Below are 26,296 nucleotides of genomic sequence, written 5' to 3' on the forward strand. Positions count from 1 at the left end.
CCGCCAAGGGGAACAGGGTGCCACCGCAAGGCGCTGGGCTTGCGGCAACTAGGGCGGGGCGGCAATGCAGGATTTCGGTGACACAGCCCAAGGCAGGGCGCAGCTTTTCACCATCACCGACGGGCGCGACCATGTCGCACGGCTTACGGACTATGGCGCAAGGCTCGTGCAGCTATGGACACCGGGGCGGGGCGGCGCACCCGCCGATATCGTGCTAGGCCATGACAGCGTCGCGGGCTACCTCGCCCCGCCGCGCAGCTATTTCGGCGCGACCTGCGGGCGCTATGCCAACCGCATCGCGGGCGGGCGCTTTACGCTCGACGGTCTGCCCGTGCAACTCGACCGGAACGAGGGCGCGAACCACCTCCACGGCGGCGCGGGCGGGTTCGACGCGCAGCTTTGGGCGGTGGTTGACGCGACAGGGCAGGGCGTGACCTTCACGCTCCATTCCCCCGATGGCGACATGGGCTATCCCGCAGTCCTTGACGTGACGGCGCGCTATGAATTCGTGGCCCCCGCCACGCTCGCCATCACCATGACCGCCCACGCCAAGGGCGGCGATACCATCGTGAACATGGTCAACCACGCCTATTTCAACCTTGCCGGACAGGGCACGGGCAGCATCGCCCCGCAGCTCTTGCAGGTCGCCGCCAACAGCTACTTGCCCGTCGACAAGGCCCTGATCCCCACGGGCGACCCGCGCCCCGTCAGCGGGACCACCTATGACTTTCGAACACCCAGGCCCATCGGAACCACTCCTTACGACCATAACCTTTGCCTTGATCCCACCTCCGGCCCCGCCGTGACGGCAATCGACCCCGCCTCGGGGCGCGGGCTGACGCTTGCCACCAACCAGCCCGGCGTGCAGCTCTATACCGGCGCCTCCATCCCCCAAGGCCTGCGCGGGAAAGAGGGCCGCAGTTACGGCCCCCTTGGCGGCTTCACGCTCGAGTCGCAGATCTGGCCCGATGCGCCGAACCGCCCCGCCTTTCCGCAAGCCCGCCTAAACCCGGGCGAGACCTATCGCCACGAGATGCGCTACCGCTTCTTCGTTCAGCCCTGATCGGAGGTCTTGGGCGGGGGACTGCCCGATTTGGTGGCGCTGCCCTTCTTGGTGCGGTCCTCGAAATGCGGATCGTCGCCTTGCAGTTTTTCACCCTCGCGCATTTGCCCGCCGCCGCCCTGATATGTCTGGCCGGGGGTGTTGTTGCCGCTGCGTCTGGATGTGTTGGCGTTGTCTTTGTTGCTCATGGTGTGCCCTTTCGCATGGACAGGCCCAACCGCCTGCGCGCGCCGCTGTTCCCCTACCCGGCCCTATGGCACACGAGGCACAGCTTGTTCCCGTCAGGATCGCGCATATAGGCACCGTAGTAATCGGCATGGTATTCGGGCCGCAGCCCCGCAGCGCCCGCGTCGGTTCCGCCTGCGGCCAGCCCCGCCGCATGGGCCGCCCGCACCGCCTTGCGGGTCGCGCAGTCGAAAGCCAGCATCGCGCCATTGCCCGCCGTTGCGGGTCGCCCGTCGAACGGGGCGGTCAGCACGAAAAGCGGACGCCCGCCCCCGCAGGCTGCCACCCCGCCCAAGGGCGCGCCGCATCGACAAAGCGGGGTTCATGGCCAAGCACCGACATCACCGCCGACCAGAACCGCAACGCGCGGTCAAAGTCGTTGGTGCCAAGGGTGGCATGGCTGAACAAGGGCTTCCTCCGTTGCGGACCGCTGGCACGACTTTCGACAGTCGCCCCCCGCCCCGCAAGGGGCATTCGCGCCCCCCGCCCCGCAAGGGGCATTTGCGCCCCCGCCCCGCAAGGGGCATTCGCGTCTAGCGCAGCGCGGGACGGCGCGTCACATAGGCCGTCGACGCGTCGCGCAGCACCGGACCCAGACTGTAGATCCGCTCCATCACGGTATCGACCGCCTTGATCAGATTTCGCGCCTCGCTGCGGCGCTGGTCATGCGGCAGGCTCTTGCAGCCTTCGACCAGACGGCGCGCGGCAACCAGGGCTGCGATGCCCTGTCCGGTCTGCGCCGCATCGAGCCGTTCGATCCGCCGGACGGCGCGCTCGAAATACTCCTCGTTTTCGGTATCGACGCCGAAAACGCGGTCGATATCGCTGGCCGTCTCGTCCAGAAAGGCAAGGCGCGTGTCGTCGAACAGGAAATAGGCCGCCATCTGCAAGTGCGATTTGGTCATCGGCACCGACGCCTTGCCCTTGGCCGCTTCCAGACGGAAATTTTCGGCTGCTTTGCGAAGGGTCGTTTCCGGATCGTTGTTGAACATGGCTTTACCTCGTGTACCCGCAGGCCAAAACGGCGGACCTGCATACGCACCGAAAACCCTTTGCGGATCAACGATCCCGGTTTGCGGGGCGCACGATCCGTGTGGTCTTCTGCACCAAAGACCATAGACAAAGCGTTGCACGGCGTAAGCTGTTCGCATGGATGCAGGACAGGCACCGGTCTGTAACGCAGACTTTACGGCTGTAACGCGGATGCGACGCTTTTGGCGCGTCGGGCCGTATCAGACCTCTTCGATGCGGATCGCCACGGCGGCACCCTGCACCACGCCGGTCACCGGAAAGGCCGCCAGAGCATGGGCGATATCGGCGGGTGCGGCCTTATGCGTGACGATCAGCACGACGGCGTTGTCATCCTCGCCGGGTTGGTTGATCTGGCGCATCTGGTCGATGGAAATGCCCGCCTCGCCCAGACAGGTCGCGACCTTGGCCAGCGCACCGGGTTTGTCCAGCAGCGTCATACGCAGGTAATAGGGTGCAGGGGTGGCCGATTTCGCGGGGATCGCCGCGACAAGGCTGGTCGCAGGCCGCCCGAATGTCGCGGTCCGTACACCGCGCGCGATGTCCATCACATCGCCCATCACCGCGCTTGCCGTCGGCCCCTCGCCAGCGCCCGGCCCGCGCAGCACGATCTGCCCGACCGCGTCGCCCTCGAGCACCACCATGTTGGTGCCGCCCTGCAACTGCCCCAGCGGGCTTTCGGCGGGGACAAGGCAAGGCGTCATGCGCTGCTCGAGCCCGCGCCCCGTCATCTGCGCCACGCCAAGCAGCTTGATGTGATAGCCCATGTCGTCGGCCATGCGGATATCGTCGATCGACACGTTGCCGATGCCCTCCAGCTCGACCGCGTCGAAACTGACCCGCGTGCCAAAGGCGATGGCGGCGAGAAGCGACAGCTTGTGCCCCGCATCGATGCCGCCCACGTCAAGGTTCGGGTCGGCCTCCAGATAGCCCAGTTGGCGGGCTTCCTCGAACACCGTCTCGTAGGGCAGGCCCGCATTGGCCATCCGCGTCAGGATATAGTTGCAGGTGCCGTTCATCACCCCCATCACGCGGCGCATCTGGTTGGCGGCAAGCCCTTCGGTCAGGGCCTTGATCACCGGAATTCCGCCCGCCACCGCCGCTTCGAAGCGGATCACGCGACCCGCCGCTTCCGCCGCTTCGGCCAATGCCTGCCCGTGATGGGCCAAAAGCGCCTTGTTGGCGGTGACAACATCCTTGCCTGCCGCAATCGCGGCCTCGGTCGCCAGCTTTGCCGGGCCTTCCGACCCGCCCATCACCTCGATGAACACATCGACATCGTCACGCTCCGCCAGCGCCACGGGATCGGTTTCCCATGCGTAACCCGACAGGTCGGCGTCGCGGGCCTTGGCGCGGTCCCGCGCCGAGACGGCGGTGATGACGACAGGCCGTCCCGCACGGGCGGCCAGCAGGTCGGCATGGCGCTGGACGATCTTGACCACGCCTATCCCCACGGTTCCCAGACCGGCAAGACCAAGGCGGAGAGGGGCTGGCATGGGAAGGCTCCATCGGCTGGGCATGAACCCGCATCTGTTAGCCTGTTGCGATACTCCTTGCAACGCGACGGGCGGCAGAAAGCGCGGCGTTCGGTGCGGTCATGGTGCTGCACGGGCGCGCAGGTCGGCACCCCTTGCGGCCAGCGCCGCGGCTGTCTCGGCCGAGACGGCCGGTTCGGGGGCGGCCAGCACCTCGTCCAGCGGCACAAGCGGCGGGCGCGGCGCTGCGGGTGCGGGCGTGTCGACACCGGCAAGGCCGCAGCCCGACAGCAGGGCTGCAAGAAGAATAGGCAAAAAGGCGGGGCGCATGTTGGCTCGCATATCGGGGAGGGGCCAGAATAGCGCGGCTGGCGCGCCCTGTCTTGCCCTATACGTTCTTACCTTAGGGCAGAGCGGAATTTGACGCAAATTCCGCGACGGAATTTGACGCAAATTCCGCGCCCGCCCGCCACAGGCGTCGCGCGCGGCGTCTGGTCGATGTGGCCGGGAAAGCGCGGCACCGGTCACCTTGCCCGCAATCTCAGGACCGGGGCAGCGGAAAATGCGTCATTTTCCGGCGCGGAATTTGCGTCAAATTCCGCTTCCCCCGGCTCAATGCGCGGGCTTTATGAAGGTGCCGTTCTTCAACTCGGCCATCGCTTGGCGCAGTTCGGCCTGCGTGTTCATGACGATAGGCCCGTGCCAAGCCACCGGCTCCTGGATCGGTGCGCCCGAGATCAGCAGGAACCGAACCCCGTCAGGCCCCGCCTGCACCGTCACCTCGTCACCCGTGCCGAATTGTACCAGCGTGCGGTCCCCCGACAGGTCGCGGATGTTGACCTCTTCGCCCATCACTTCCTTTTCCAGCAGCACGCCCTTGGGGCGGCTCGCATCGCGGAAGGTGGCCGCCCCGTCGAAGATATAGGCGAACGCCCGGCGATAGGTGTCGACCTTGAACGATTTCTTCCGCCCCGGCGGCACATAGATGTCGAGGTATTGCGGATCGGCGGCGATCCCGTCGACGGGGCCGGTCTTGCCCCAGAACGACCCTACGATCACCTTAACCACCGTGCCGTCGTCATCCATGATCTCGGGGATGTCCCGTGACTTCACGTCCTGATAGCGCGGCTTGGTCATCTTCAGGGCCGACGGCAGGTTGGCCCAAAGCTGGAAGCCGTGCATCTGGCCCTTGGCGTTGCCCAGCGGCATTTCCTGATGCAAAATGCCCGACCCTGCCGTCATCCATTGCACATCGCCGCCCTTGAGCATCCCGCGGTTGCCAAGGCTGTCGCCATGTTCGACTGCGCCCGCCAGCACATAGGTGATCGTCTCGATTCCGCGATGCGGATGCCACGGGAAACCGCGCAGGTAATCCTGCGGGCGGTCGTTCCGGAAATCGTCGAACAGCAGGAACGGGTCCATCCGCTCGGGGTCCTGAAAGCCAAAGGCGCGGTGCAGGTGCACGCCTGCCCCCTCCATCGTGGGAATGGCGCGGGCTTCATGGGCGACGGGGCGGATCGACATCGGGGCTACTCCTGTCTTGGTATCCCCCCGATCTAGGTCCGCCCGCCGCGTCTGGCAACGGTTGGCCGGTCGACCCGCGCCGCATGGCGGCTGTGCGCCGCCGCACAGGGCAGGCCCGTCAGCAGACCACAGGCGTTCCGGCCCGGCAGAGCCGCGTCACGAAGCGGGGGCGCAGCACCACCGACTGGGAAAATGACGACGGCACCACATAGGTCGCCACCGGCACGCTCATCGGCAGCGAATAGTTCATCCGCGTATCGACGACCAGCGCCGTCGCCCCGACCGTCAGCTTGGGCAGGTTTGCCGCCCGCGCCACCAGATCGGCAGTGGTCAATGCCGGCAAGGTCGCCGTCGCCGTGGAATAGGACCACGTCACCACCACATCGGTGTCGAGGGAACCGGTCCGCGTGTAACTGGCAAAACGCGACGCCACGTCGAAGCGGCTGTCCACCAGATATTCCATCACCGTATCCAGCCCGGTCAGCGTGGCATCGGTCACCGGCACCATCTCGCGCGAGAGGAGGTCGGCGGCGACGTGACTGGCCTTTTGAAAGGCGGTGCGCGAACTGTAGGCTTCCCAGAAAGCGTAAACCGCGATCCATGCGACAAGCATCGTGGGCACGATGATCACGGTTTCGATCACCGCATTGCCGCGCTCTTGCGCGAAAAAGCGGCGCAGATGGTGTCGCAGGTTCATGGCGCCCTCGCTGCAAGCACGGTTTCGGCATGGATGCTATAGGTGAGCGGGCGGTTGGAGATCAGCGCGCCGGGGGTAAAGGTCGTGATGTCCATACAGGCGCGCAGCACGGCCAGCGGGTTCGTCTGGTCGGCGACAAAGGCCCGCACCGGCACAAGCGACGTGCCCTGATCGGCGCAGGCGACGGTGCGCGCCGGCGTGGCGAAATCGCTCCGTGGCACGGCGACAAGCTGCACCTTCAGCTGCGTGCTGCAATCCTTGAAGAAGGTCAGGCGGCTGCACAGGTCGGTCTTGATGCCGCCAAGCGATCGATCGGTCAGTGTCCCGCCTCTGATCGACCGCGCCGTGATGTCGACCGCGCGGTCCAGCAAGGCCGAACGCATGGCCGTAAAGCCGGAATCGAGCGTCAGCAGGAACAGGCCGAAGACGACGGGCAGCATCACGACATAGGACACCGCCGCAGCGCCGGACTCGGCGGCGCGGAACTGTCCGGCCCGCAGCCGCAGTCCGAGCCGCAAGCGGGCAAGGGTCAGGGGGCGGCTCATTGCGTATAGGCCTGCTGGTTGATGGTCTGGGCGATCAGCCGCATCACATCGGGGAAGGTCGCGCTGGTCGTGTCGAAGTAATGCGCGGGCGAACTGGCGCAGGCGCGGAGCGGGTCTTTGGCGCGTGCGATAGCCGCCAGACCCACGGTATAGATCACCACGCCGTTCGCCTTGGCCGCCGTGCATTCCGATTGGAACTGGCTCGCCTGGGTCGTAAACGGCAAGGACTGCTGCATCGTCGGCCAGATCGCGTCGAAACTTGCCCGCACCTGCGCCAGCGTCGCAGACGAGGAGGTCTGGATACCACGGGCGTATAGCTGCCACGCAACCCACTGCACCCTGACCGATGCCCAGACCTGCGGCCAGGTCAGGCGCGTATAGGTGCCGGGGCAGGCGGTCGACCAGGTGTTGGTGTCGGGGCGGTAGAACTGGTTTGACGGCCGCGCCGTCAACTGGATGCAGTAAAGCGCCGGGGTCGCGGAATTGCGCCAGATCGGCGAGGTGCCCGAGGCAAAGGCATTCGCAAGCATCAGTTGCGACCCGTCGGTGGGGTTCGATCCGCTGCCGTTGGTGTTCACGAAGACGATGACCTTTTGCACATCGGCCGTGTTATAGGCACTCGGATAGGCCGTGGTCACCGGGGTCACGATGGACCCTATGTTGGTGCCGGGGTGCAGCAGGGCGTTTGCCCAATGCATGCCGTGATCCCAGCGCAGACCGCCGAAAAACTGCGCGCTGGTGATATTGCTCTTCAAGGTCGACGCCGAAGTCGTCGGCATACGCAGGATGTTGTTGGGATATGCCGGACAGCCTGCGCTACTGGGAATGTTCGTCGCGGCCACAGTCGAATTCGATGGCAGATATGTGATCACAGTGCTGGTGGTGGTGGCCAGATCGGCCGGCACCATCGTCTGATAGGCTGTCGCCGTCGACATCGCCGCTGCCGAGAAATCGGTCGTCGGAATGTCGATGCAATTGGCGTTCGCAAGGTTTGATACGTTGGTGACGCTGTATCGCGACATCAGCCCCGTGGGCAGGTTCACCCCGTTGGTATAGGGTAACAGCGAGACCGTAGTGGCAGGCCGTGTGCCGGCAGCGTTATTGACATCGGTCGCCATCAGCGTGTCCACGAAAGCGTTGGCGCCGGTCCGGAACGGAGTCGACAGATTTATCCCTGTGATCGGGTCGACCACGCTCATCGCGTTGCTGGATTCGTACGCCAGGATCACCTCAACCTTGCCCGCCGGTGGCAGTGCGGCGGTCGATGCGACATTGTAATCGGTGCGCCCGATATTCAGCATGTTCATGAAAAAGTTGCTCTGCGTGCCGCCCGCGGTCGTGGCCAGCGACGCATAGCCTGCCGCACTGGTCGCCGTGACGCTGGTCAGCGCCGTCGAAAGCCCCGCCCGCGTCATGCAATCGTTCACCAAAGTCGTCATGGTCGCGTTCCGCGCGGTGTTCCGCACTGCCGCATCCGATGCGCTTTCGTCGGCGGGTTTCTGCACCGTCGCCACGGCGGCCACCGTCGAGGTGCAGCCGTCCAGTGCCTTTTGCACCTGCGACCGCGTCCCCTCGTGCCGCATCACATCGACCGCGACCCCGCCGACAAGCACCGTCAGCAACAGAAAGACCAACCCCGTATAGGTCATCGTTCCGCGCGGATCGTCCAGAAACTCTGTCACTCGCATCATAACCAAAACCTGCACCTGCACTTCGGCCCGCCAAACACACGCAGGGCCGTCTGATCCCGACTTTTAGCGAGGGAATGTGCAGACTTTAGGGCGGGCAGATCGCCCGTTACGCCCCCGTTTCTAGCAATAATCCGCAGCCGCCGCGCCATGTCGCCACGCTTTCGGCCCAAGACTTAACGCCGCCGCCCGCCGCCCCCGCCCGCCGCCCGCCGAAGCCAAGCGAAACGATTCGCAGCCTTTGCGCGTTCTGTTTCGCGCCGTTGGCAGGCTGCCGCTCAAACTTGCGGCAGATTGATCGTAATTAAGTGCGAGATCGGCCGATTTGGCTGATAGCATGACAACCGGACGTGGTAGCGACTTACAAAGGAACGCCCTGACATGACCGCACCCAGCATCGCACCCAGCACTGGCCCCAACACTGGCCCCAACACCGCCAAAGAACCGAGTTTCCGCGAATCCGTCGACCTGATGTTCAACCGCGCCGTAGCGCTGATGGACCTGCCCGCGGGGCTGGAGCAAAAGATCCGCGTCTGCAATTCCACCTATACCGTCCGCTTCGGGGTACGCCTGCGTGGCAAGATCGAAACCTTCACCGGCTATCGCTCGGTCCATTCCGAACATATGGAGCCGGTCAAGGGCGGCATCCGCTACGCCCTTTCGGTGCATCAGGACGAGGTCGAGGCGCTCGCCGCCCTGATGACCTATAAATGCGCGCTGGTCGAAACCCCCTTCGGAGGGTCCAAAGGGGGCCTGTGCATCGACCCCCGCGCATGGGACGAACATGAACTGGAACAGATCACCCGCCGCTTCGCCTATGAGCTGATCAAGCGCGACCTGATCCACCCCGCCCAGAACGTGCCGGCCCCCGACATGGGCACGGGCGAGCGTGAAATGGCGTGGATCGCCGACCAATACGCCCGCATGAACACCACCGACATCAACGCCAAGGCCTGCGTCACCGGCAAACCGCCCCACGCGGGCGGCATCCAGGGCCGGGTCGAGGCCACGGGGCGCGGCGTGCAATTCGCCTTGCGCGAATTCTTCCGCCACCCCGAAGACGTGGCCATGGCCAAGCTGTCGGGCGGGCTGTCGGGCAAGACCTGCATCGTCCAAGGCCTTGGCAACGTGGGCTATCACGCCGCGAAATTCCTGTCGGAAGAAGACGGCGTGAAGATCGTAGCCATCATCGAACGCGACGGCGCGCTGATAGACGAGGGCGGTTTGAACGTCGAAGCCGTGCGCCAGCATATGAACGCCACCGGCGGGCTGTTGAAAGGCTACGCGGGCGCGACCTTTACCGAAGACGGTGCCGCCGTGCTGGAACGCGCCTGCGACATGCTGATCCCCGCTGCATTGGAGGGCGTCATCAACCTGTCGAACGCCGACCGCATCAAGGCCCCGCTGATCGTCGAGGCTGCAAACGGCCCGATCACCTATGGCGCCGATGAAATCCTGCGCGCCAAGGGCGTGGTCATCATCCCCGACATGTATGCCAATGCGGGCGGCGTGACGGTGTCCTATTTCGAATGGGTCAAGAACCTGTCGCACATCCGCTTTGGCCGGATGCAGCGCAGGGCCGAGGAATCCCGCTCGCGCCTGATCGTCGAAGAACTGGAACGCCTGTCCTCCGACCAGCACCTCGGCTGGACCCTGTCGCCCGACTTCAAGGAGAAATTCCTGACCGGATCGGACGAACTCGCCCTCGTGCGCTCGGGCCTCGATGACACCATGCGGACCGCCTATCAGGCGATGCGGGCGGTCTGGCACGGGCGCAGCGATGTCGAAGACTTGCGCGTGGCCGCCTATATCGTGTCAATCGGACGGGTCGCGCAGACCTACCGGTCCAAGGGGCTGTGACTTCCCCGACATCGGGCCTGATCGCCTGGCCTTGGCAGATCGTGACACACCTCGGGAACCGGGAAACAAGACCCTCCCGGTTCCTGACGCAAGGACGGTCGGCAGATGCACCACCCCGCGCTTGGCAGTCGGCGGCATCTGTTTCACCCTCGCGTCTGACCCTACCGCTTACAAGACATCCACCACCGGACAACGGAACAGCCGCCAGTGCTTTGCCAGCATCGCCGCCTTCAGCGCTGGGCGAGGCGGTGGCTGAGGAAGAAGCCGCAGCGCGAAAAAGTCCGCCGGAATTTCAGACTCGGGCAAAAGCTCACCGCGCTTGGCTTTGGTGATTGCCTCGACCGTGCGCGGATCAGGGTTTTTCCCGTCATGGTCAGGCCGCATCGACCGGAACCCATGCCCGCTCATGCTGTCGCCGTAAACGTTGCTCAGCCATATGCAGTCTGTCACCCGTCCCCTCCCATCCGCTCTGCTCCCATTTTCCGCAGCACCTCGGCATCCACCAGCCGCGCCACGAAGCGGCGTTTCAGGCCACCCTCTTTCACCTTCAAATCAAGCAAGCCGGCAGCCCGCGCCATGCCACCCTGTGCGATCCGCCAGCCGTTCGGCCCGCTGTGCCCCCGTTCCTGCGCGGGTTGGTCAAGGGAGCGTTAACTATCCTTAAGTTTGTCACAGTGCAGACCTTTGACCGTCCGACTTTCGCCCGATTCCGCTGGCATTAATGCCTGTGAACGCGGATTGATCGACGGAGCCCCCCATGCTGAAACGGACAACGGCCAAGCGGTCCGTCTTGGGTAAATTCCGGCGCGACGATCGCGGCAGCTTTACGGTGGAAGCCCTGATCTGGCTGCCCATCTTCGTCGTCGTGATGTGCATGACCGCCGACACGGCGATGATCTACGCCAAGCAAAGCCAGGTGATGCGGGTCGTGCAGGATGCCAACCGCGCCTATGCGGTGGGCAAATTCGCCGATGCCGCGTCGACGCAAAACTATATCCTCGGCCTCGTGCGCCCGATGAGCCCCGGCGCCACCGCCGTCTCGTCGCTGGCGAACGGCATCATCACCACCACCGTGACCATGCCCGCGCGCGAGTTGATGGCGACGGGGATGCTTCCGATGCTTGGCAGCGCGACCGTCCGCGTCGTGCTGCAACAGATGAAAGAGGTGTGACCATGCCCCCCTTTGCAGCCCGCTTCCGCCACCTGATCCGCCTGCATGCCAAGCGCGAGGAGGGTTCGGGCACCGCGATGGCGCTGATCCTGCTGGTCGCCTGCCTTGCGCTGGCGGCTTTTGCCATCGACCTGCAACGGGTCAATTCGCTGGATATCCAGTTGCAGAACGTGGCCGACAACGCAGCCAATGCCGCGATCCTCGCCCGTTCCACCCAGACCGAGGCGCAGGCCAAGACCGCAGCCGTCACCATCGCGCAAGCCAACCTTCCCGTGGCAAGCACCGGCAACGTGATCGTCGCCAACGATGTCGAATTCGGCCAGTGGAACGCGGTCTCGCGCACCTTCAGCCCGGTTGCAGGCTCGACCGACGCGGTGCGCGTCACGCTGCGCCGCACGGCGGCCAACGGCAACCCGATCAGGATGTTCCTGCTGCAGGTCGCGGGCATCAGCCAGATGAGCATGACCCGCCGCGCCGTCATGGTGGGGTATGATCCCGATTGCCTGCGCGAAGGCTTCGTGGCGCAGGGCATGGTCGACATCCAGTCGAACAACACCTTCAAGGCGGGGTTCTGCATCCATTCCAATTCGGTGGTAAAGGTCAGCTCTGGCAATTCCTTCGAAGCGGGCGTCAAGGTCTCGATGCCCGATGCGTCGCGGGTGCAGATGCCGAATTCCGGCTTTGCGTCCAGTCCCGGCTTGCAGGCGGCGCTGTCGTCGAACCGCTACGATATCCGCATCCTGAGCCGCATCCAGACCATCATCAACGGGCTGCGGGCGGGCAGCAACAATTTCGTGCCGAAGTATATCACCAATAAATCGGTCATTTCCGTCTCGGACACCTGGTTCAAGAACAACACCCCCGTCGCGGGCCGCATCTACGATGTCAACTGCTCGGGGGCGGCAAGAATGCCATCACGGTCAGCGGCACCCTGCAAAAGGTGGTGATCCTGACCAATTGCACCGTCACCTTCGGCAGCGGTTCGCAGATGATCAATTCGGTGATCGCCACGACCAGCACCGAAGTCAAATCGATCACGGGCGCATCCAACGTCACCCTTGGCAACGTCGATGCCTGCGCGGCCGAGGGCGGGGCGCAATTGCTCACGCTTGGCGGGATCAGCTTTTCGTCGGGGCTCAGCGTTTACGGCGTGCAACTGCTCGCCGCCGGTGACATCGGATTTTCCGCCTCGGGCACCGGTGTGCAGGGCGTGTCGCTGGTGTCGGGCGGCACGATCTCGGGCACCTCGGGCATGACCATGACCTATTGCAACGGCGCGGGGATGGAGCAGAACTTCCGCATGTCCTATGCGCGGCTGGTGATGTGATGCGACCATTCGCATCAGGCGCGTAAAGCGACATCATCCTGTCGCATCCGGCAATGGCTTTACGGGGCGGGGGTTGCATCCTCCGCCCCGACGCGTTTTGACTGGCGCGGCACGGACGGGAACAGGACGCGATGCGCTATTCAGGCTTGCAGGTCATCAAAGAGGGCCTTTTCGGCAACAAAGGGTGGAAGCCCGCATGGCGCGACCCCGCGCCAAAGGCCGAATACGACGCCATCATCATCGGCGGCGGCGGGCATGGCCTTTCGACGGCCTATTATCTGGCGAAAAACCACGGGCTGACCAATATCGCCGTGCTGGAAAAGGGTTACCTCGGGTCCGGCAACATCGGGCGCAACACCACCATCGTGCGGGCCAACTATTTCCTGCAAGGCAATTCGGAATTCTACAGCCATTCGATGAAGCTGTGGGAAGGGCTGGAATCAGACCTGAACTACAACGTGATGCATTCGCAGCGCGGGCTGATCAACCTGTTCCATTCCGATGGCCAGCGTGACGCCTTCGCGCGGCGTGGCAACATGATGATCAACCAGGGCGACGACGCGATCCTTCTGGACCGCGAAGGCGTGCGCGAACATCTGCCCTACCTCGATTTCGAACAGACCCGCTTTCCGATCTATGGCGGGCTTTACCACCCGCGCGGCGGCACGGCGCGGCATGACGCGGTGGCTTGGGGCTATGCGCGCGGCGCCGACCGGCGCGGGGTGGACCTGATCCAGAACTGCGAAGTCACCGGCATCGACATCGAAAACGGCCGCGTGGTGGGCGTGCAGACCACACGCGGCGCGATCAAGGCCAAAAAGGTCGGCATGGTCGTGGCGGGCCGCTCGTCACAAGTCGCGGCCATGGCCGGCATGCGCCTGCCCATCGAATCCCACATCCTGCAAGCCTTCGTGACCGAAGGGCTGAAGCCGGTGATCGACCACGTCATCAGCTTCGGCATGGGTCACTTCTACATCAGCCAGTCCGACAAGGGCGGTCTGGTCTTCGGCGGCGACCTCGACTTTTACGCAAGCTATGCGTCACGTGGCAACCTGCCCATGGTCGAACACGTCATGGAGGCGGGCATGACCCTGATGCCGATGATCGGGCGGGCAAAAGTCCTGCGCTCGTGGGGCGGGATCATGGACATGACGCCCGACGGATCCCCGATCATCGACAAGACCCATATCGACGGTCTTTTCGTCGATTGCGGCTGGAATTACGGCGGCTTCAAGGCCGTGCCAGCCTCGGGCTGGTGCATGGCCCATCTGATGGCGACCGGGACCAGCCACCCCGTCGCCGCCCGCTTCAAGCTGAACCGCTTCGAGACCGGCCATATCCTCGACGAGGAAGGCACCGGCAGCCAGCACAACCTGCATTGACCATGACCCGCCAGTATCAAGCCCTGCCTGCGGAAGCCTGCGGCGCGAGTATTTTCGCAAGGATGAAGCCGCGCAGTTCCTCTCTTGGCTTCACCTTTGCCCAAATACTCCGGGGTGAGGCCGCTTGCGGCCGAGGGGCAGCGCCCCTTTCTTCTTCTTCTTCTTCCATCGACCAGCACAAGGCTGACCCATGCGCCTGACCTGCCCCCTTTGCGGCCCGCGCGACCGGCGCGAGTTCACTTACTACGGCTCGGAAGACTACCTGAACCGCCCCGCCGAGGGTGCGCAGCCCGAGGCGTGGAACGATTATCTGCACCTGCGCGACAACCCCGCAGGCATCACGAAAGACCTTTGGTATCACGATATGGGCTGTTCCAGCTGGCTGCTCGTCACCCGCAACACGGTGACGCACGAGATCAACGATGTGCAGGCCGTTGCCGCCGCCGCGACCGGGGGGGCCGCGACATGAGGCTTGCAGGCAAGGGACAGATCGACCGCACCAAACCCGTCCGTTTTTCTTTCGACGGCAAGGATTACACCGGCTTCAAGGGCGACACCCTCGCCTCGGCCTTGCTCGCCAATGGCGTGAAACTGGTCGGGCGCAGCTTCAAATACCACCGCCCGCGCGGCATCCTGACCGCAGGGTCCGAAGAGCCGAACGCGATGGTGGAAATCCTGCAAGGCAACCACCAGCAGACCCCGAACACGCGCGCCACGGTGCAAGAGCTTTATGACGGGCTGAAGGCGCGCAGCCAGAACCGCTTCCCGTCCTTGCGCTTCGACGTGATGAGCGTGAACGACATGGTCTCGCCCTTCCTGTCGGCGGGCTTCTATTACAAGACCTTCATGTGGCCGCGCGCCTTTTGGGAAAAGCTGTACGAACCCGTCATCCGCCGCGCGGCGGGGCTTGGCAGCCTGTCGGGCCGCGACGACGACGATGCCTATGAGAAGGCATGGGCCTTTTGCGACGTTCTGGTGATCGGCGCAGGCCCGACCGGCCTGATGGCCGCGCTTACCGCCGCGCAATCGGGTGCCGATGTTATCCTTGCCGACGAAGACACCCGCATGGGGGGGCGCCTTCTGTCCGACACCACCCGCATCGACGGCCAACCCGGCCTTGACTGGGCCGATGCCGTGCTGGCCGAGCTTTCCGCCATGCCGAACGTGCGCCTGATGACCCGCACCACCGTGACCGGCGCCTATGACGACGGCACCTTCGGCGCGCTCGAACGCGTGTCGCTGCACCGCACGCCCGCGCCGCATCTGCCGCGCGAATGTTTCTGGCGCATCGTGGCGGGCCAGACCGTGCTGGCGGCGGGTGCTTTGGAACGCCCCGTCGCCTTCCCCGACAATGACCGCCCCGGCATCATGATGGCAGGGGCCGTGCGCGCCTATCTCAACCGCTACGGCGTGGCGGCGGGCAAGCGCGTGACGCTGATCGCCAACAACGATGCCGCCCGCGCCACCGCCCGCGACCTGATGGCCGCAGGCGTCAAGGTGGCCGCCATCCTCGACACGCGGCCGGACGCAAGCGCTGTCGAAGACTGCCCCGTCTACTTGGCCGCCACCATCACCGGCACCCGTGGCCGCCACGGGCTGACATCGGTCCACGTCAGCCACGCGGGCGGCACCGCCGAGATCGAGACCGATTGCCTTGCCATGTCGGGCGGCTGGAACCCGACCGTGCACCTGACCTGCCACATGAACGGCCGCCCCGTCTGGCGCGACGATATCGCAGCCTTCGTGCCCGCCCCCAACGCCGTGCCGCGCTTGGCCCCCGCAGGGGCCTGCAACGGCGCGTTCAGCACCGCCGCCTGCCTGCGCGAAGGCCATGCTGCGGCCATGGCGGCCGTGGCTGCCCTCGGCAAAGCAGTCCCCGACATGGCGCTGCCGCAGGCCGAGGATGCGCCCTATGCGATCACCCCGTTCTGGGAAACGCCCGATGCCACGGGCCGCCAATGGCTCGATTTCGCCAATGACGTGACGACCAAGGACGTGCGGCTTTCGGCGCAGGAAAACTTTGCCTCGGTCGAGCATATGAAGCGCTACACGACCCAAGGCATGGCCCCCGATCAGGGCAAGAACTCGAACGTGGGCGCGCTGGCCGTGCTGGCCGATGCCACCGGTCGCGGCATCCCGCAGACCGGCACCACCACCTACCGTCCGCCCTATACGCCGGTGTCCATCGCCGCCATGGGAGCAGGGGGCCGCGCCTCGGGCTTTGCGCCGCAACGCTTCATGACCTCTGACCAAGCCAGCCGCGACCGTGGCGCCCCGATGATCGAGGCAGGTCTGTGGTATCGCCCCGGCTACTTTCCCAAACCGGGGGAAACCACATGGCGCGAAGCCTGCGACCGCGAGGTGAACATGGTCCGCGCCTCGGTGGGCGTGGCCGATGTATCGACCCTTGGCAAGATCGACATCCAGGGGCGTGATGCCGCCCGCTTCCTCGATCTGGTCTATACCAACACCTTCTCGACCCTGCCGGTGGGCCGCGTGCGTTACGGGTTGATGCTGCGCGAGGATGGCCATGTTCTGGATGACGGCACTACCGCGCGGTTGGGCGAGCATCACTACCTGATGACCACCACCACCGCCGCGGCGGGGTTGGTGATGCGCCATCTCGATTTCGTGCATCAGGCTTTCTGTGCCGATTGGGACCTGCGCTTCATCTCGGTCACCGAAACATGGGCGCAATTCGCCATCGCAGGCCCGCAAGCACGACAACTGATCGACAGCCTGATCGACGATGCCCCCGACCTGCCCTTCATGGGGGTGGCCCCCGTGTCGCTTGGCGGCATAAGCGCCCGCCTGTTCCGCATCTCGTTCTCGGGCGAGCAGGGCTATGAACTCGCCGTCCCCACCCGCTACGGCGAGGCGCTGTTCCGCGACCTCGTCGCCCGCGCCGAAACCATGGGCGGCGGCCCCTACGGGATGGAGGCGCTGAACGTCCTTCGCATCGAAAAGGGCTTCATCACCCACGCCGAAATCCACGGTCGCACCACGGCCTTCGACATCGGCATGGAAAAGATGGTCTCGGCCAAGAAAGACTGCATCGGCAAGGCCGCAGCGTCCCGCCCCGGCATGGTGGGGGCCGACCGCGAACAACTTGTCGGGCTGAAACCCCTGTCCGATGCCGCCCTCACCGCAGGCGCGCATCTCTTCACCCCCGGCGATGCTGTGAAACGCGAGACGGATCAGGGCTATGTCACCTCGGTCGGCTATTCGCCCACGCTGAACCTCTGGCTCGGCTTGGGCTTCCTCAGGAACGGCCGCGCAAGGATCGGCGAGCGCGTGCGCCTCGTCGACCATCTGCGCAATGTCGATGTCCTGTGCGAGGTCTGCGATCCGGTTTTCCACGACAAGGAAGGGGTGAAACTCCGTGCCTGAACTCATTGCCAAATCGGCCCTTGCAGGCCATGCGCCCCTTACACTGGCCGAAACCACGCTTGCCGAAGCGCCTGTCACGGTCATGACCTCGATCGCCCCCTTTCCGGGCACGATCGAGGCGGTCAATGCAAGGCTCGCCCCCCTTGGCGTCAGCTTTCCCGCGCCCGGCCGCCAAAGCACCGGCCCCGCCGCGCGGCTGGTCTGGACAGGCCGCGACCAGGCCTTCCTCGTCGGCGCACCCGCCCCCGACCTGACCGGCCTCGCCGCCACCACCGACCAGAGCGACGGCTGGGCCACCCTCACGCTGGCAGGCCCGCTTGCCGGCGACACGCTGGCCCGCCTGATCCCGCTCGACCTGCGCGACGCGGCCTTTCCCGTGGGCCATACCGCTCGCACCGGCCTGAACCACATGTCGGCGATCCTGTCGCGCAGCGGCCCCGCCGCGTGGGAGATCATGGTCTTCCGCTCGATGGCCCGCACCGCATGGCACGAACTGGCCGAGGCGCTCGAGATGCAGGCCGCCCGCCTGAACGCGCTGGCGTAAGGCAGGGGGCGCTCGCGCCCCCTCGGCCTACGGCCTCCCCCCCCGAGGATATTTTCAGACAGAAAATGAGACCCGCTTTCGCATTTTCTGCCCTCAAATATCCTCGGGGGTGAGCCCCGCAGGGGCGAGGGGGCAGAAAGCCCCCTTTTCGACCTTTGACACAGGCGCGGCAGGGGCCGATATAAGACCCATGTCCCTGCCGCCCGGTTTCATCGACGAACTGCGTACCCGCGTCACGCTTTCACAGATCGTGGGGCGCAAGGTAACGTGGGATCTGCGCAAGTCGAACATGGCCAAGGGCGACTGGTGGGCGCCATGCCCGTTCCATCAGGAGAAATCGGCATCCTTCCACGTCGATGACCGCAAGGGATTCTTTTATTGCTTCGGCTGCCACGCCAAGGGCGATGCGGTTGGATTTCTGAAAGACGCCGACAACCTCTCGTTCATGGAAGCGGTCGAGGTGCTGGCCCGCGAGGCCGGGATGCAGATGCCCGCCCGCGACCCGCAGGCCGCGCAAAAGGCCGACCGCCGCAGCCAACTGGCCGAGGTGATGGAGGAAGCCGTCAAATGGTTCCGCCTGCAACTGAAAACCTCGGCCGCAGCCGACGCCCGCGCCTATCTCGCCAAGCGCCGCATGTCGCCGGAAGCGCAGGACCGTTGGGAAATCGGCTTTGCCCCCGACCAGCGCCAAGGCCTGTTCCATGCGCTGACGCAAAAGGGCATCGCGCCCGACCTTATCGTCGATAGCGGCGTCTGCGCGCGGCCCGACGACAACACCGCGCCCTATGACCGCTTCCGTGGCCGCATCATCTTTCCCATCCGTGACGGGCGGGGCCGCGCCATCAGCCTTGGCGGGCGGGCGATGGACCCGAACGCGCGGGCGAAATACCTCAACGGCCCCGAAACCGAACTCTTCGACAAAGGCCGCAATCTTTACAATCAGGCCCCCGCCCGCGAAGCGGCGGGCAAGGGTCTGCCGCTGATCGTCGCCGAAGGCTATATGGACGTGATCGCGCTGTCCGAGGCCGGTTTCCGTGCAACCGTAGCCCCGCTCGGCACCGCCGTGACCGAAGAGCAACTCCGCCTGCTGTGGCGCATCGCGGACGAGCCGATCATCGCGCTTGACGGCGATGCCGCAGGCATCCGCGCGGCGCTGCGCGTGATCGACCTTGCCCTGCCTCTGCTCGAAGCCGGCAAGGGCCTGCGCTTTGCCGTGCTGCCGCAGGGCCAGGACCCCGACGACCTGATCAAGGCCCAAGGTGCAAGCGCCATGCAGCGCGTGCTCGATGACGCACAGCCGATGGTCAAACTGCTCTGGAGCCGCGAGACCGAGGGAAAGGTCTTCGATAGCCCCGAACGCAAAGCCGCGCTCGACAAGAAACTGCGCGCGGCCCTGTCAAAAATCACCGACCCCTCGATCCGCGGCCATTACGGCGAGGATATCAAGGCCCTGCGCCTCACGCTCTTTGGCCGCGACGCCAAGCCGTTCAAGCCATGGACTCCGCGCCAAAGCGGGGCAGGGGGGGGTGCGGGGGGGCGCTTTGCGCCCCCCCGCCCCGTGGCACCCATGCCCGCAACCCGCGCCTCGCTGCTGGCCCAGGGCGGCAGTCCGGACGAGGCGCTGCGCGAAGCCGTCATCCTCGCCACGCTGATGACCCATCCAAGGCTCATCGCCCGTTTCGAATCCGCGCTCGACCGTTGCGACTTCACCGGCCCCGGCCATGCCCGCCTGCGCGACCTTCTCCTGATCCACGCCGATGCGCCCGACCCCCGCGCCATCCTGTCCGAACAGCGCCCCGAGGCGGTTGAAACCATCTTCGCCCACCCCCATGTGCGAAACGCCCCCGCGATCCAGTCGCCCGACGATCTCGACAAGGCCGAGTTTTCGGTGGCGCAAGACCTGTTCCTGCTCACCACCGAACGCGGCCGCCTGCGCGAGATCGAAGACGCCGCCCAAGACATCGAAGGCGTCGCAGACGAAGGCCTGACATGGCGCCTGCGGAAAGCGAACGAGGCGCGGGCCGAGGCGCAAAAGGGCCCGCAGGACAAGTCGGGCGAAAGCATCATCGCCCCGAACGGCGTGGCGCTCGACAAGGACGAGCTTGAAGAACAGCGCCGCATCTTCGGTGCCATCCGCTTCGAAAAGGGCGGAAAGCGGCCCTGACCGTCAATCGCAGCGCAAAGAATCACCCGCCGCCCCTTCCCCCTCCCGTGATTCGCGTTATTGATTCGGCGTGGCCCCTTTGATTCGCAACGGGGCCTTCCCATATTGCCCGAACGCCCCCATCCGCCCCCGCATCTTCAGGAGCATCCATGGCCCTCAAAGACACCGACGACGCGAAGCCCGAAGAGCAGGAAACCGATGTCTCGCTCGACATGAGCCAGAGCGCCGTCAAGAAGATGATCGCCGACGCGCGCGAGCGGGGCTATATCACCTACGAACAGCTCAACACCGTGCTGCCGCCCGAACAGGTGTCGTCCGAGCAGATCGAAGACGTGATGTCGATGCTGTCCGAAATGGGCATCAACATCATCGAGGATGACGAGGCCGAGGAAGGCGAAAGCGCTGGCGAACTGGTCGCCGTCGAATCCTCGTCGCGCGATGTCGCCGTGGTTACCACCACTGCCGAAACGCTAGACCGCACCGATGACCCCGTCCGCATGTATCTGCGCGAGATGGGATCGGTCGAACTTTTGTCGCGCGAGGGCGAGATTGCCATCGCCAAGCGCATCGAGGCCGGTCGCAACACCATGATCCTCGGGCTGTGCGAAAGCCCGCTGACCTTTCAGGCCATCACCATCTGGCGCGAGGAACTTCTGAACGAAGACATCCTGTTGCGCGATGTGATCGACCTTGAAGCCACCTTCGGCCGCTCGCTCGACGGCGACGAAGAAATGGACGGGCCGGAAATCGACGGCGTCGGGATCGACCCCGCCGCCCCGCGCCGCGCCGCATCGGACGAACCCGAACTCGACGCCGATGGCAACCCGCTGTCCCGCACCGAGGATGACGACGAAGACGACGAATCCGCCAACATGTCGCTTGCGGCAATGGAAGCGGCGTTGAAGCCCAAGGTTCTCGAAACGCTCGAAGTGATCGCCCGCGATTACGTCACGCTGGCCGAGATGCAGGATCTGCGGATGTCGGCCACCCTGTCGGAAAAGGGCAGCTTTTCGGCCAAGGACGAAGCGGCCTACCAGAAGCTGCGTTCGGAAATCGTAGTTCTGGTGAACGAACTTCACCTGCACAACAACCGGATCGAAGCGTTGATCGACCAGCTTTACGGCATCAACCGCAAGATCATGGCGATCAACTCGAACATGGTGAAACTGGCCGATGCGGCCCGCATCAACCGCCGCGAATTCATCGACGAATATCAGGGCTACGAGCTTGACCCGAACTGGGCCGACCGCATGATCGCCAAGGGCGGTCGCGGCTGGCAGACCCTGTTCGAGAAATCGCGCGACAAGGTCGAAGACCTGCGCTCGGAAATGGCCGCCGTGGGCCAATATGTCGGCGTCGACATCGGCGAATTCCGCCGCATCGTGAACCAGGTGCAAAAGGGCGAGAAAGAAGCCCGGCAAGCCAAAAAGGAAATGGTCGAAGCCAACCTGCGCCTCGTGATTTCCATCGCCAAGAAATACACCAACCGCGGGCTGCAATTCCTCGACCTCATTCAGGAAGGCAACATCGGCCTGATGAAGGCGGTCGATAAATTCGAATACCGCCGCGGCTACAAATTCTCGACCTATGCGACATGGTGGATCCGTCAGGCCATCACCCGCTCCATCGCCGATCAGGCCCGTACCATCCGTATTCCGGTCCATATGATCGAGACGATCAACAAACTGGTCCGCACCGGCCGCCAGATGCTGCACGAAATCGGCCGCGAACCGACGCCGGAAGAACTGGCCGAAAAGCTGCAAATGCCGCTCGAAAAGGTCCGCAAGGTGATGAAGATCGCCAAGGAGCCGATCAGCCTTGAAACCCCCATCGGGGATGAGGAAGACAGCCAGCTTGGCGACTTCATCGAAGACAAGAACGCGATCCTGCCTCTCGACAGTGCCATTCAGGAAAACCTCAAGGAAACGACGACGCGGGTTCTGGCATCTTTGACCCCCCGCGAAGAACGCGTCCTGCGTATGCGCTTCGGCATCGGCATGAACACCGACCACACGCTGGAAGAGGTCGGCCAGCAGTTCAGCGTCACCCGCGAACGCATCCGGCAGATCGAAGCCAAGGCGCTGCGGAAACTGAAACACCCGAGCAGAAGCCGCAAACTGCGCAGCTTCCTCGACCAGTGATCGAAAGCGCCCTTCGGGGCGCTTTTTTTTACCGCCCGCGCCAAGGTCGCGCTATGCGTGCAGGGCCTTGAGTCGGGGTCGGAACCTGATAACGATGCAAGCTTACAAGTAGACGGGAGTTCCAGTGATGCTGACCTTCAAAGATGTGGATTATAGTGTCCCCGACCTCGCCAAGGTTGGCGGCGTAACCTTCAATATGAGCACGACCAATTTTTCCAAGACCACCGACGAGTCCGAGGTGGTCCTGCTCAAGAACCGTAGCATGCTCGACGGTTACCGCGACATGTTCGGAGGCAAACCGATCCGCAACATTCTCGAATTCGGCACCTGGGAAGGCGGCTCGCCACTGTTCTTCGCCGCCGCCACCAATGCCGAACGGATCGTCGGCATCGACCTGCGCGATCCGGTCGAACCCTTGCGCCATCATTCGGAGCCGTTTTCGGACCGCATGCGCATCCATTACAACACATCGCAAAGCGACCGCGAAGCCGTTACCAAGATCATCGACACCGAATTTTCCGATCCGATCGACCTGATCATAGACGACGCGTCGCACATGTACGAACATACCAGAGCGGCCTTCGAGATCGCCTTCCCCCGGTTGCGGGTCGGTGGCTCCTACGTGATCGAGGATTGGAACTGGGCGCATTATCCCGATCCCAAGTTCGACGATTACTGGCACGACCAGCCCGCACTTTCCAACCTCGCCATGGAACTTGTGATCGCGGTCGGAAGCTTCACCCCCATCGCCTCGGTCAAGATGCTTGGCTGGCATATCGAAATCACCAAGGGCGCCGAGATCGACCGGAATTTCCGGCTCGATGACCTCATGCGCCTTGGCCCGAAGCGGCACTATACCAAGTTCTGATCCAGTGACCTGTGCGGGGGCCGGAAAGCCACGCCCCCGCACGCCCCCTTTGGAATTTGCTGGCGCGCCCCGCACATCCGCACACAGCGATGTGAGTCCCCTTCGCCACACCCGCCGCGCCCCATATGCTGCGGCCCGCGCTTCCCCCTAGCCGAAACCTGCACCTTGCCCCTATAGTTTGCGTCAAGAACGGGGGCCAACCCCGAGAGTACGAGGCAGGCAACAAAACCAACAAGCAAGGGAGGGGGCCTATGCGCTGCCCGTTCTGCGGTAACATCGATACCCAAGTGAAAGATTCCCGACCGGCCGAGGATCACGTCTCGATCCGCCGCCGCCGCTTTTGCCCCGCCTGCGGGGGCCGCTTCACCACCTATGAACGCGTGCAGTTGCGCGACCTCGTGGTGATCAAATCCTCTGGCAAGCGCGAAGACTTCGACCGCTCGAAGCTGGAACGCTCGATCCGCATCGCCATGCAGAAACGCCCAATCGAACCCGAACGCATCGACCAGATGATTTCCGGCATCGTGCGGCGCTTGGAAAGCCTTGGCGAAACCGACATCCCGTCGAAAGTGATCGGCGAGATCGTGATGGAATCCCTCGCCCGTATCGACACGGTCGGATACGTCCGTTTCGCCAGCGTTTACAAGAACTTCCAGGCGGCCGACGATTTCGATAAATTCGTGTCCGAACTCCGCCCCAACACCGCCCCGGACGAGTGAGCGACCCCGATTGAACGATGACGCCCACATGTCCCACGCCCTCGCGCTTGCCGCGCGGGGGCTTGGTCGCACCTGGCCCAATCCGGCGGTCGGCTGCGTGATCGTGAACGCTGGCCGCATCGTCGGGCGCGGCTGGACCCAACCCACAGGCCGCCCCCACGCCGAACGCATGGCGCTCGATCAGGCCGGACACGCCGCCCGTGGCGCCACGGCCTACGTCACGCTCGAACCCTGCGCCCACCACGGCAAGACATCCCCCTGTGCGGATGCCCTGATCGCCGCAGGCATCACCCGCGTCGTCAGCGCCCAGACTGACCCCGACCCCCGCGTTTCTGGCCGCGGCCACGCCATGCTGCGCGCCGCAGGCATCAGCCTGACCGAAGGCCTCTGCGAAGCGCAAGCCCGCACCCTGCAAGCAGGCTTTCTCAAGCGCGTCACAAAGGGCCTGCCCTATACCACGTTGAAACTTGCTGCCACGCTTGATGGCCGCATCGCCACCGCCACCGGCGAAAGCCGCTGGATCACCGGCCCCGCAGCCCGCCGCGCCGTGCATGCCATGCGCCTGACCCATGACGCGGTGCTGACCAGCAGCGCCACCGCCCGCGCCGATGACCCCGACCTGACCGCGCGCGATATCGGCGCCAGCCACCAACCGCTCCGCATCCTGCTCGACGCCACCCTCAAGCACAGCCCAGACAGCCGCCTTGGCCGCACCGCCGCGCAACACCCCGTCTGGCTGCTCCACACCGCCGCCGCCCCCGCCGCCGCCCGCAGCGCATGGCAGGCCACCCGCACCCGCCTGATCGAAATCCCCGCGTCAGGCCCGCACTTGAACCTCACCGAAGCCTTCCGCAGCCTCGCAAGCGAAGGCCTCACCCGCATCCTGATCGAGGCCGGAGGCTCCCTCGCCGCCGCCCTGATCCGCGCAGATTTGATCGACGAACTCGCCCTCTTCACCGCAGGCGCGCTGATCGGCGCCGAGGGCACCGCCGTCCTTGGCCCCCTCGGCCTGACCGCGCTGTCAGACGCCCCGCGACCGGTTCTGATCGCACAGGAAACCCACGGGCAAGACATCCTCACCCGCTGGCGCTTCTAAACGGCTCTCCCCTTCACCTTTGCTCAAATACTCCGGGGGGTGCGGGGGGCTGGCCCCCCGCCGCCTTTACCAATGCCCCACGCTCGGCGCCGATTTCCACGGCTCCACCGGCTCGAGCGCGCCACCCTTTTGCAACAACTCGACCGAGATATTGTCAGGCGACCGCACAAAGGCCATCCGCCCGTCGCGCGGCGGCCGATTGATCACCACGCCATGCGCCGCCAGATGCGCGCAGGTGGCGTGTATATCGTCCACCTCATAGGCCAGATGCCCGAAATGGCGGCTGTCGTTGGGCAACCCGTCATCGCCGTCCCAGTTATAGGTCAGCTCGATCGGGGCTTCCGGCTGGCCGGGCGGTGCCAAAAACACCAGCGTGAACCGCCCGCCCTCGTTTTCATAGCGCCGCGTCTCCTCCAGCCCCAACAGCTTGTAGAACGCCAGCGACGCCTCCAGATCCTTTACCCGAACCATGGTGTGCAGATATTTCAGTCCCATGAACCGATCCTTTCCATATTTCCGGCGACCACATTACACATGCAGTCGCGCCAGATGAAACCGCAAGATATAGTATACCGCGACTCGTACAACGCCAGAGGTCCCGATGCAGCAATACCATGACGCACTTCGCACCGTTCTGGCCCAGGGCACCCGCTCGACCGACCGCACCGGCACCGGCACGATCTCTCACTTCGGCCTGCAATCGCGTTACGCGCTGTCGGACGGCTTCCCCCTCGTCACCACCAAGAAATTGCACCTGCGGTCGATCATCCACGAACTCTTATGGTTCCTGAAGGGCGACACAAACATCCGCTACCTCAACGACAACGGCGTGACGATCTGGGACGAATGGGCCGATGCCAACGGCGACCTCGGCCCCGTCTATGGCCAGCAGTGGCGCGATTTCGGCGGCGTCGACCAGATCACCACGCTGATCGACACGATAAAGCGCAGCCCCGACTCGCGCCGCCTGATCGTCTCGGCGTGGAACCCGCCAGACGTGCCGCATATGGCGCTGCCGCCCTGCCACACCATGTGGCAGGTCCGCATCCTCGGCGGAAAACTGCACCTGCAACTTTACCAGCGCTCGGCCGACATGTTCCTCGGCGTGCCGTTCAACATCGCCTCTTACGCGCTCCTCGCCGTCATGCTCGCCCATGTCACCGGCTACGCGCCCGGCGATTTCATCCATTCCATCGGTGATGCACATATCTACCTCAACCACCTCGAACAGGTGGAAACCCAGCTTTCCCGTGACATCCGACCCCTGCCGAAACTGGAAATCACACGGGCCGTCCCCTCGATCTTCGACTTTCAGTATGAGGATTTCGCCATAACCGGCTACGACCCGCACCCCGCGATCAAAGCGCCGGTGGCAGTATAGGAAAGAT

28 protein-coding genes are annotated in these 26,296 nt (G+C 64.6%); 15 read left to right on the forward strand and 13 right to left on the reverse strand.

Going from position 1 to position 26,296, the window contains the following annotated elements; translation table 11 throughout:
* Nucleotides 1-64 precede the first annotated feature (64 nt).
* Nucleotides 65-1,063: an aldose epimerase family protein gene (locus HYN69_RS03585; RefSeq protein WP_108434529.1), complete on the forward strand. Its 999-nt coding sequence runs from the start codon at nucleotides 65-67 to the stop codon at nucleotides 1,061-1,063.
* On the opposite strand, the gene HYN69_RS03590 is transcribed toward HYN69_RS03585, so the two are convergent.
* The 10 genes from HYN69_RS03590 to HYN69_RS03630 all read right to left on the reverse strand — a co-directional run bounded on the left by HYN69_RS03590 (nucleotide 1,054) and on the right by HYN69_RS03630 (nucleotide 8,249).
* Complete coding sequence (locus HYN69_RS03590; protein WP_108434530.1) at nucleotides 1,054-1,251, reverse strand: hypothetical protein; 198 nt, start codon at nucleotides 1,249-1,251, stop codon at nucleotides 1,054-1,056. The two genes, HYN69_RS03585 and HYN69_RS03590, sit on opposite strands and share 10 nt — an antisense overlap.
* Nucleotides 1,252-1,304: 53 nt before the next feature.
* Nucleotides 1,305-1,574, reverse strand: a complete 270-nt coding sequence (locus HYN69_RS03595; protein WP_230426475.1) for a VOC family protein — start codon at nucleotides 1,572-1,574, stop codon at nucleotides 1,305-1,307.
* Nucleotides 1,535-1,696: a VOC family protein gene (locus tag HYN69_RS21305; RefSeq protein ID WP_230426476.1), complete on the reverse strand. Its 162-nt coding sequence runs from the start codon at nucleotides 1,694-1,696 to the stop codon at nucleotides 1,535-1,537. Before HYN69_RS21305 ends, HYN69_RS03595 begins: the two co-directional genes overlap by 40 nt.
* A 125-nt stretch (nucleotides 1,697-1,821) precedes the next feature.
* Nucleotides 1,822-2,280, reverse strand: coding sequence for a hypothetical protein (locus HYN69_RS03600; protein ID WP_108434531.1), 459 nt, complete (start codon nucleotides 2,278-2,280; stop codon nucleotides 1,822-1,824).
* 240 nt (nucleotides 2,281-2,520) lie between these two features.
* Nucleotides 2,521-3,813, reverse strand: coding sequence for a homoserine dehydrogenase (locus HYN69_RS03605; protein ID WP_108437021.1), 1,293 nt, complete (start codon nucleotides 3,811-3,813; stop codon nucleotides 2,521-2,523).
* Nucleotides 3,814-3,912: 99 nt separating this feature from the next.
* The gene (locus HYN69_RS03610; protein ID WP_108434532.1) at nucleotides 3,913-4,122 is read right to left on the reverse strand and encodes a hypothetical protein; all 210 of its coding nucleotides are present in this window, start codon (nucleotides 4,120-4,122) and stop codon (nucleotides 3,913-3,915) included.
* A 282-nt stretch (nucleotides 4,123-4,404) separates the two neighbouring features.
* Nucleotides 4,405-5,316: a pirin family protein gene (locus HYN69_RS03615; protein ID WP_108434533.1), complete on the reverse strand. Its 912-nt coding sequence runs from the start codon at nucleotides 5,314-5,316 to the stop codon at nucleotides 4,405-4,407.
* 118 nt (nucleotides 5,317-5,434) lie between these two features.
* A complete protein-coding gene (locus HYN69_RS03620; protein WP_108434534.1) occupies nucleotides 5,435-6,013 on the reverse strand; it encodes a TadE/TadG family type IV pilus assembly protein in 579 nt (192 codons plus the stop codon).
* Entirely contained in the window at nucleotides 6,010-6,558 is a 549-nt protein-coding gene (locus HYN69_RS03625; RefSeq protein WP_108434535.1) for a TadE/TadG family type IV pilus assembly protein, read from the reverse strand. Before HYN69_RS03625 ends, HYN69_RS03620 begins: the two co-directional genes overlap by 4 nt.
* Complete coding sequence (locus HYN69_RS03630) at nucleotides 6,555-8,249, reverse strand: hypothetical protein (protein WP_159082346.1); 1,695 nt, start codon at nucleotides 8,247-8,249, stop codon at nucleotides 6,555-6,557. The genes HYN69_RS03625 and HYN69_RS03630 overlap by 4 nt, the downstream gene beginning before the upstream one ends.
* Nucleotides 8,250-8,627: 378 nt before the next feature.
* Between HYN69_RS03630 and HYN69_RS03635 the strand changes: the two genes are divergently transcribed.
* Nucleotides 8,628-10,106 (forward strand): Glu/Leu/Phe/Val family dehydrogenase, encoded by a 1,479-nt coding sequence (locus HYN69_RS03635; protein ID WP_108434537.1) that lies wholly within the window; start codon nucleotides 8,628-8,630, stop codon nucleotides 10,104-10,106.
* 168 nt (nucleotides 10,107-10,274) lie between these two features.
* On the opposite strand, the gene HYN69_RS03640 is transcribed toward HYN69_RS03635, so the two are convergent.
* Together HYN69_RS03640 and HYN69_RS21660 are read right to left on the reverse strand one after the other, a co-directional pair.
* Nucleotides 10,275-10,490 (reverse strand): hypothetical protein, encoded by a 216-nt coding sequence (locus tag HYN69_RS03640; RefSeq protein ID WP_159082347.1) that lies wholly within the window; start codon nucleotides 10,488-10,490, stop codon nucleotides 10,275-10,277.
* Nucleotides 10,491-10,552: 62 nt separating this feature from the next.
* Nucleotides 10,553-10,684 (reverse strand): hypothetical protein, encoded by a 132-nt coding sequence (locus tag HYN69_RS21660; RefSeq protein WP_268902874.1) that lies wholly within the window; start codon nucleotides 10,682-10,684, stop codon nucleotides 10,553-10,555.
* A 179-nt stretch (nucleotides 10,685-10,863) separates the two neighbouring features.
* On the opposite strand from HYN69_RS21660, the gene HYN69_RS03645 reads away from it, so the two are divergent.
* From HYN69_RS03645 to ribD, 12 genes are all read left to right on the forward strand, one after another.
* Complete coding sequence (locus HYN69_RS03645) at nucleotides 10,864-11,277, forward strand: TadE/TadG family type IV pilus assembly protein (protein ID WP_108434539.1); 414 nt, start codon at nucleotides 10,864-10,866, stop codon at nucleotides 11,275-11,277.
* 2 nt (nucleotides 11,278-11,279) lie between these two features.
* Nucleotides 11,280-12,224, forward strand: a complete 945-nt coding sequence (locus HYN69_RS03650) for a TadG family pilus assembly protein (RefSeq protein WP_108434540.1) — start codon at nucleotides 11,280-11,282, stop codon at nucleotides 12,222-12,224.
* Nucleotides 12,221-12,604: a hypothetical protein gene (locus HYN69_RS03655; RefSeq protein ID WP_159082348.1), complete on the forward strand. Its 384-nt coding sequence runs from the start codon at nucleotides 12,221-12,223 to the stop codon at nucleotides 12,602-12,604. The genes HYN69_RS03650 and HYN69_RS03655 overlap by 4 nt, the downstream gene beginning before the upstream one ends.
* A gap of 131 nt (nucleotides 12,605-12,735) precedes the next feature.
* Nucleotides 12,736-13,986 (forward strand): sarcosine oxidase subunit beta family protein, encoded by a 1,251-nt coding sequence (locus HYN69_RS03660; RefSeq protein ID WP_108434542.1) that lies wholly within the window; start codon nucleotides 12,736-12,738, stop codon nucleotides 13,984-13,986.
* Nucleotides 13,987-14,176: 190 nt separating this feature from the next.
* Nucleotides 14,177-14,455, forward strand: coding sequence for a sarcosine oxidase subunit delta (locus HYN69_RS03665; protein ID WP_108434543.1), 279 nt, complete (start codon nucleotides 14,177-14,179; stop codon nucleotides 14,453-14,455).
* The gene (locus HYN69_RS03670; protein WP_108434544.1) at nucleotides 14,452-17,376 is read left to right on the forward strand and encodes a sarcosine oxidase subunit alpha family protein; all 2,925 of its coding nucleotides are present in this window, start codon (nucleotides 14,452-14,454) and stop codon (nucleotides 17,374-17,376) included. Before HYN69_RS03665 ends, HYN69_RS03670 begins: the two co-directional genes overlap by 4 nt.
* Nucleotides 17,369-17,920, forward strand: a complete 552-nt coding sequence (locus tag HYN69_RS03675) for a sarcosine oxidase subunit gamma (RefSeq protein ID WP_230426477.1) — start codon at nucleotides 17,369-17,371, stop codon at nucleotides 17,918-17,920. The genes HYN69_RS03670 and HYN69_RS03675 overlap by 8 nt, the downstream gene beginning before the upstream one ends.
* A 190-nt stretch (nucleotides 17,921-18,110) precedes the next feature.
* A complete protein-coding gene (dnaG, locus tag HYN69_RS03680) occupies nucleotides 18,111-20,084 on the forward strand; it encodes a DNA primase (protein ID WP_108434545.1) in 1,974 nt (657 codons plus the stop codon).
* Between the two features lie 149 nt (nucleotides 20,085-20,233).
* Nucleotides 20,234-22,225 (forward strand): RNA polymerase sigma factor RpoD, encoded by a 1,992-nt coding sequence (rpoD, locus tag HYN69_RS03685; protein ID WP_108434546.1) that lies wholly within the window; start codon nucleotides 20,234-20,236, stop codon nucleotides 22,223-22,225.
* Between the two features lie 127 nt (nucleotides 22,226-22,352).
* Nucleotides 22,353-23,093: a class I SAM-dependent methyltransferase gene (locus HYN69_RS03690; RefSeq protein WP_108434547.1), complete on the forward strand. Its 741-nt coding sequence runs from the start codon at nucleotides 22,353-22,355 to the stop codon at nucleotides 23,091-23,093.
* 251 nt (nucleotides 23,094-23,344) lie between these two features.
* Nucleotides 23,345-23,812 carry a transcriptional regulator NrdR gene (gene nrdR / locus HYN69_RS03695; RefSeq protein WP_108434548.1) on the forward strand — a complete coding sequence of 156 codons (468 nt, stop codon included), beginning with the start codon at nucleotides 23,345-23,347 and terminating at the stop codon, nucleotides 23,810-23,812.
* 28 nt (nucleotides 23,813-23,840) lie between these two features.
* On the forward strand, nucleotides 23,841-24,908 hold the full coding sequence (gene ribD, locus HYN69_RS03700; protein ID WP_108434549.1) for a bifunctional diaminohydroxyphosphoribosylaminopyrimidine deaminase/5-amino-6-(5-phosphoribosylamino)uracil reductase RibD: 1,068 nt from the start codon (nucleotides 23,841-23,843) through the stop codon (nucleotides 24,906-24,908).
* 66 nt (nucleotides 24,909-24,974) lie between these two features.
* On the opposite strand, the gene HYN69_RS03705 is transcribed toward ribD, so the two are convergent.
* A complete protein-coding gene (locus HYN69_RS03705; protein ID WP_108434550.1) occupies nucleotides 24,975-25,403 on the reverse strand; it encodes a VOC family protein in 429 nt (142 codons plus the stop codon).
* Between the two features lie 106 nt (nucleotides 25,404-25,509).
* Between HYN69_RS03705 and HYN69_RS03710 the strand changes: the two genes are divergently transcribed.
* Nucleotides 25,510-26,289, forward strand: a complete 780-nt coding sequence (locus HYN69_RS03710) for a thymidylate synthase (RefSeq protein WP_108434551.1) — start codon at nucleotides 25,510-25,512, stop codon at nucleotides 26,287-26,289.
* Nucleotides 26,290-26,296: the final 7 nt, after the last annotated feature.

The sequence above is a fragment of the Gemmobacter aquarius genome, assembly GCF_003060865.1.
GTDB classification, from domain to species: Bacteria; Pseudomonadota; Alphaproteobacteria; order Rhodobacterales; family Rhodobacteraceae; genus Paragemmobacter; species Paragemmobacter aquarius.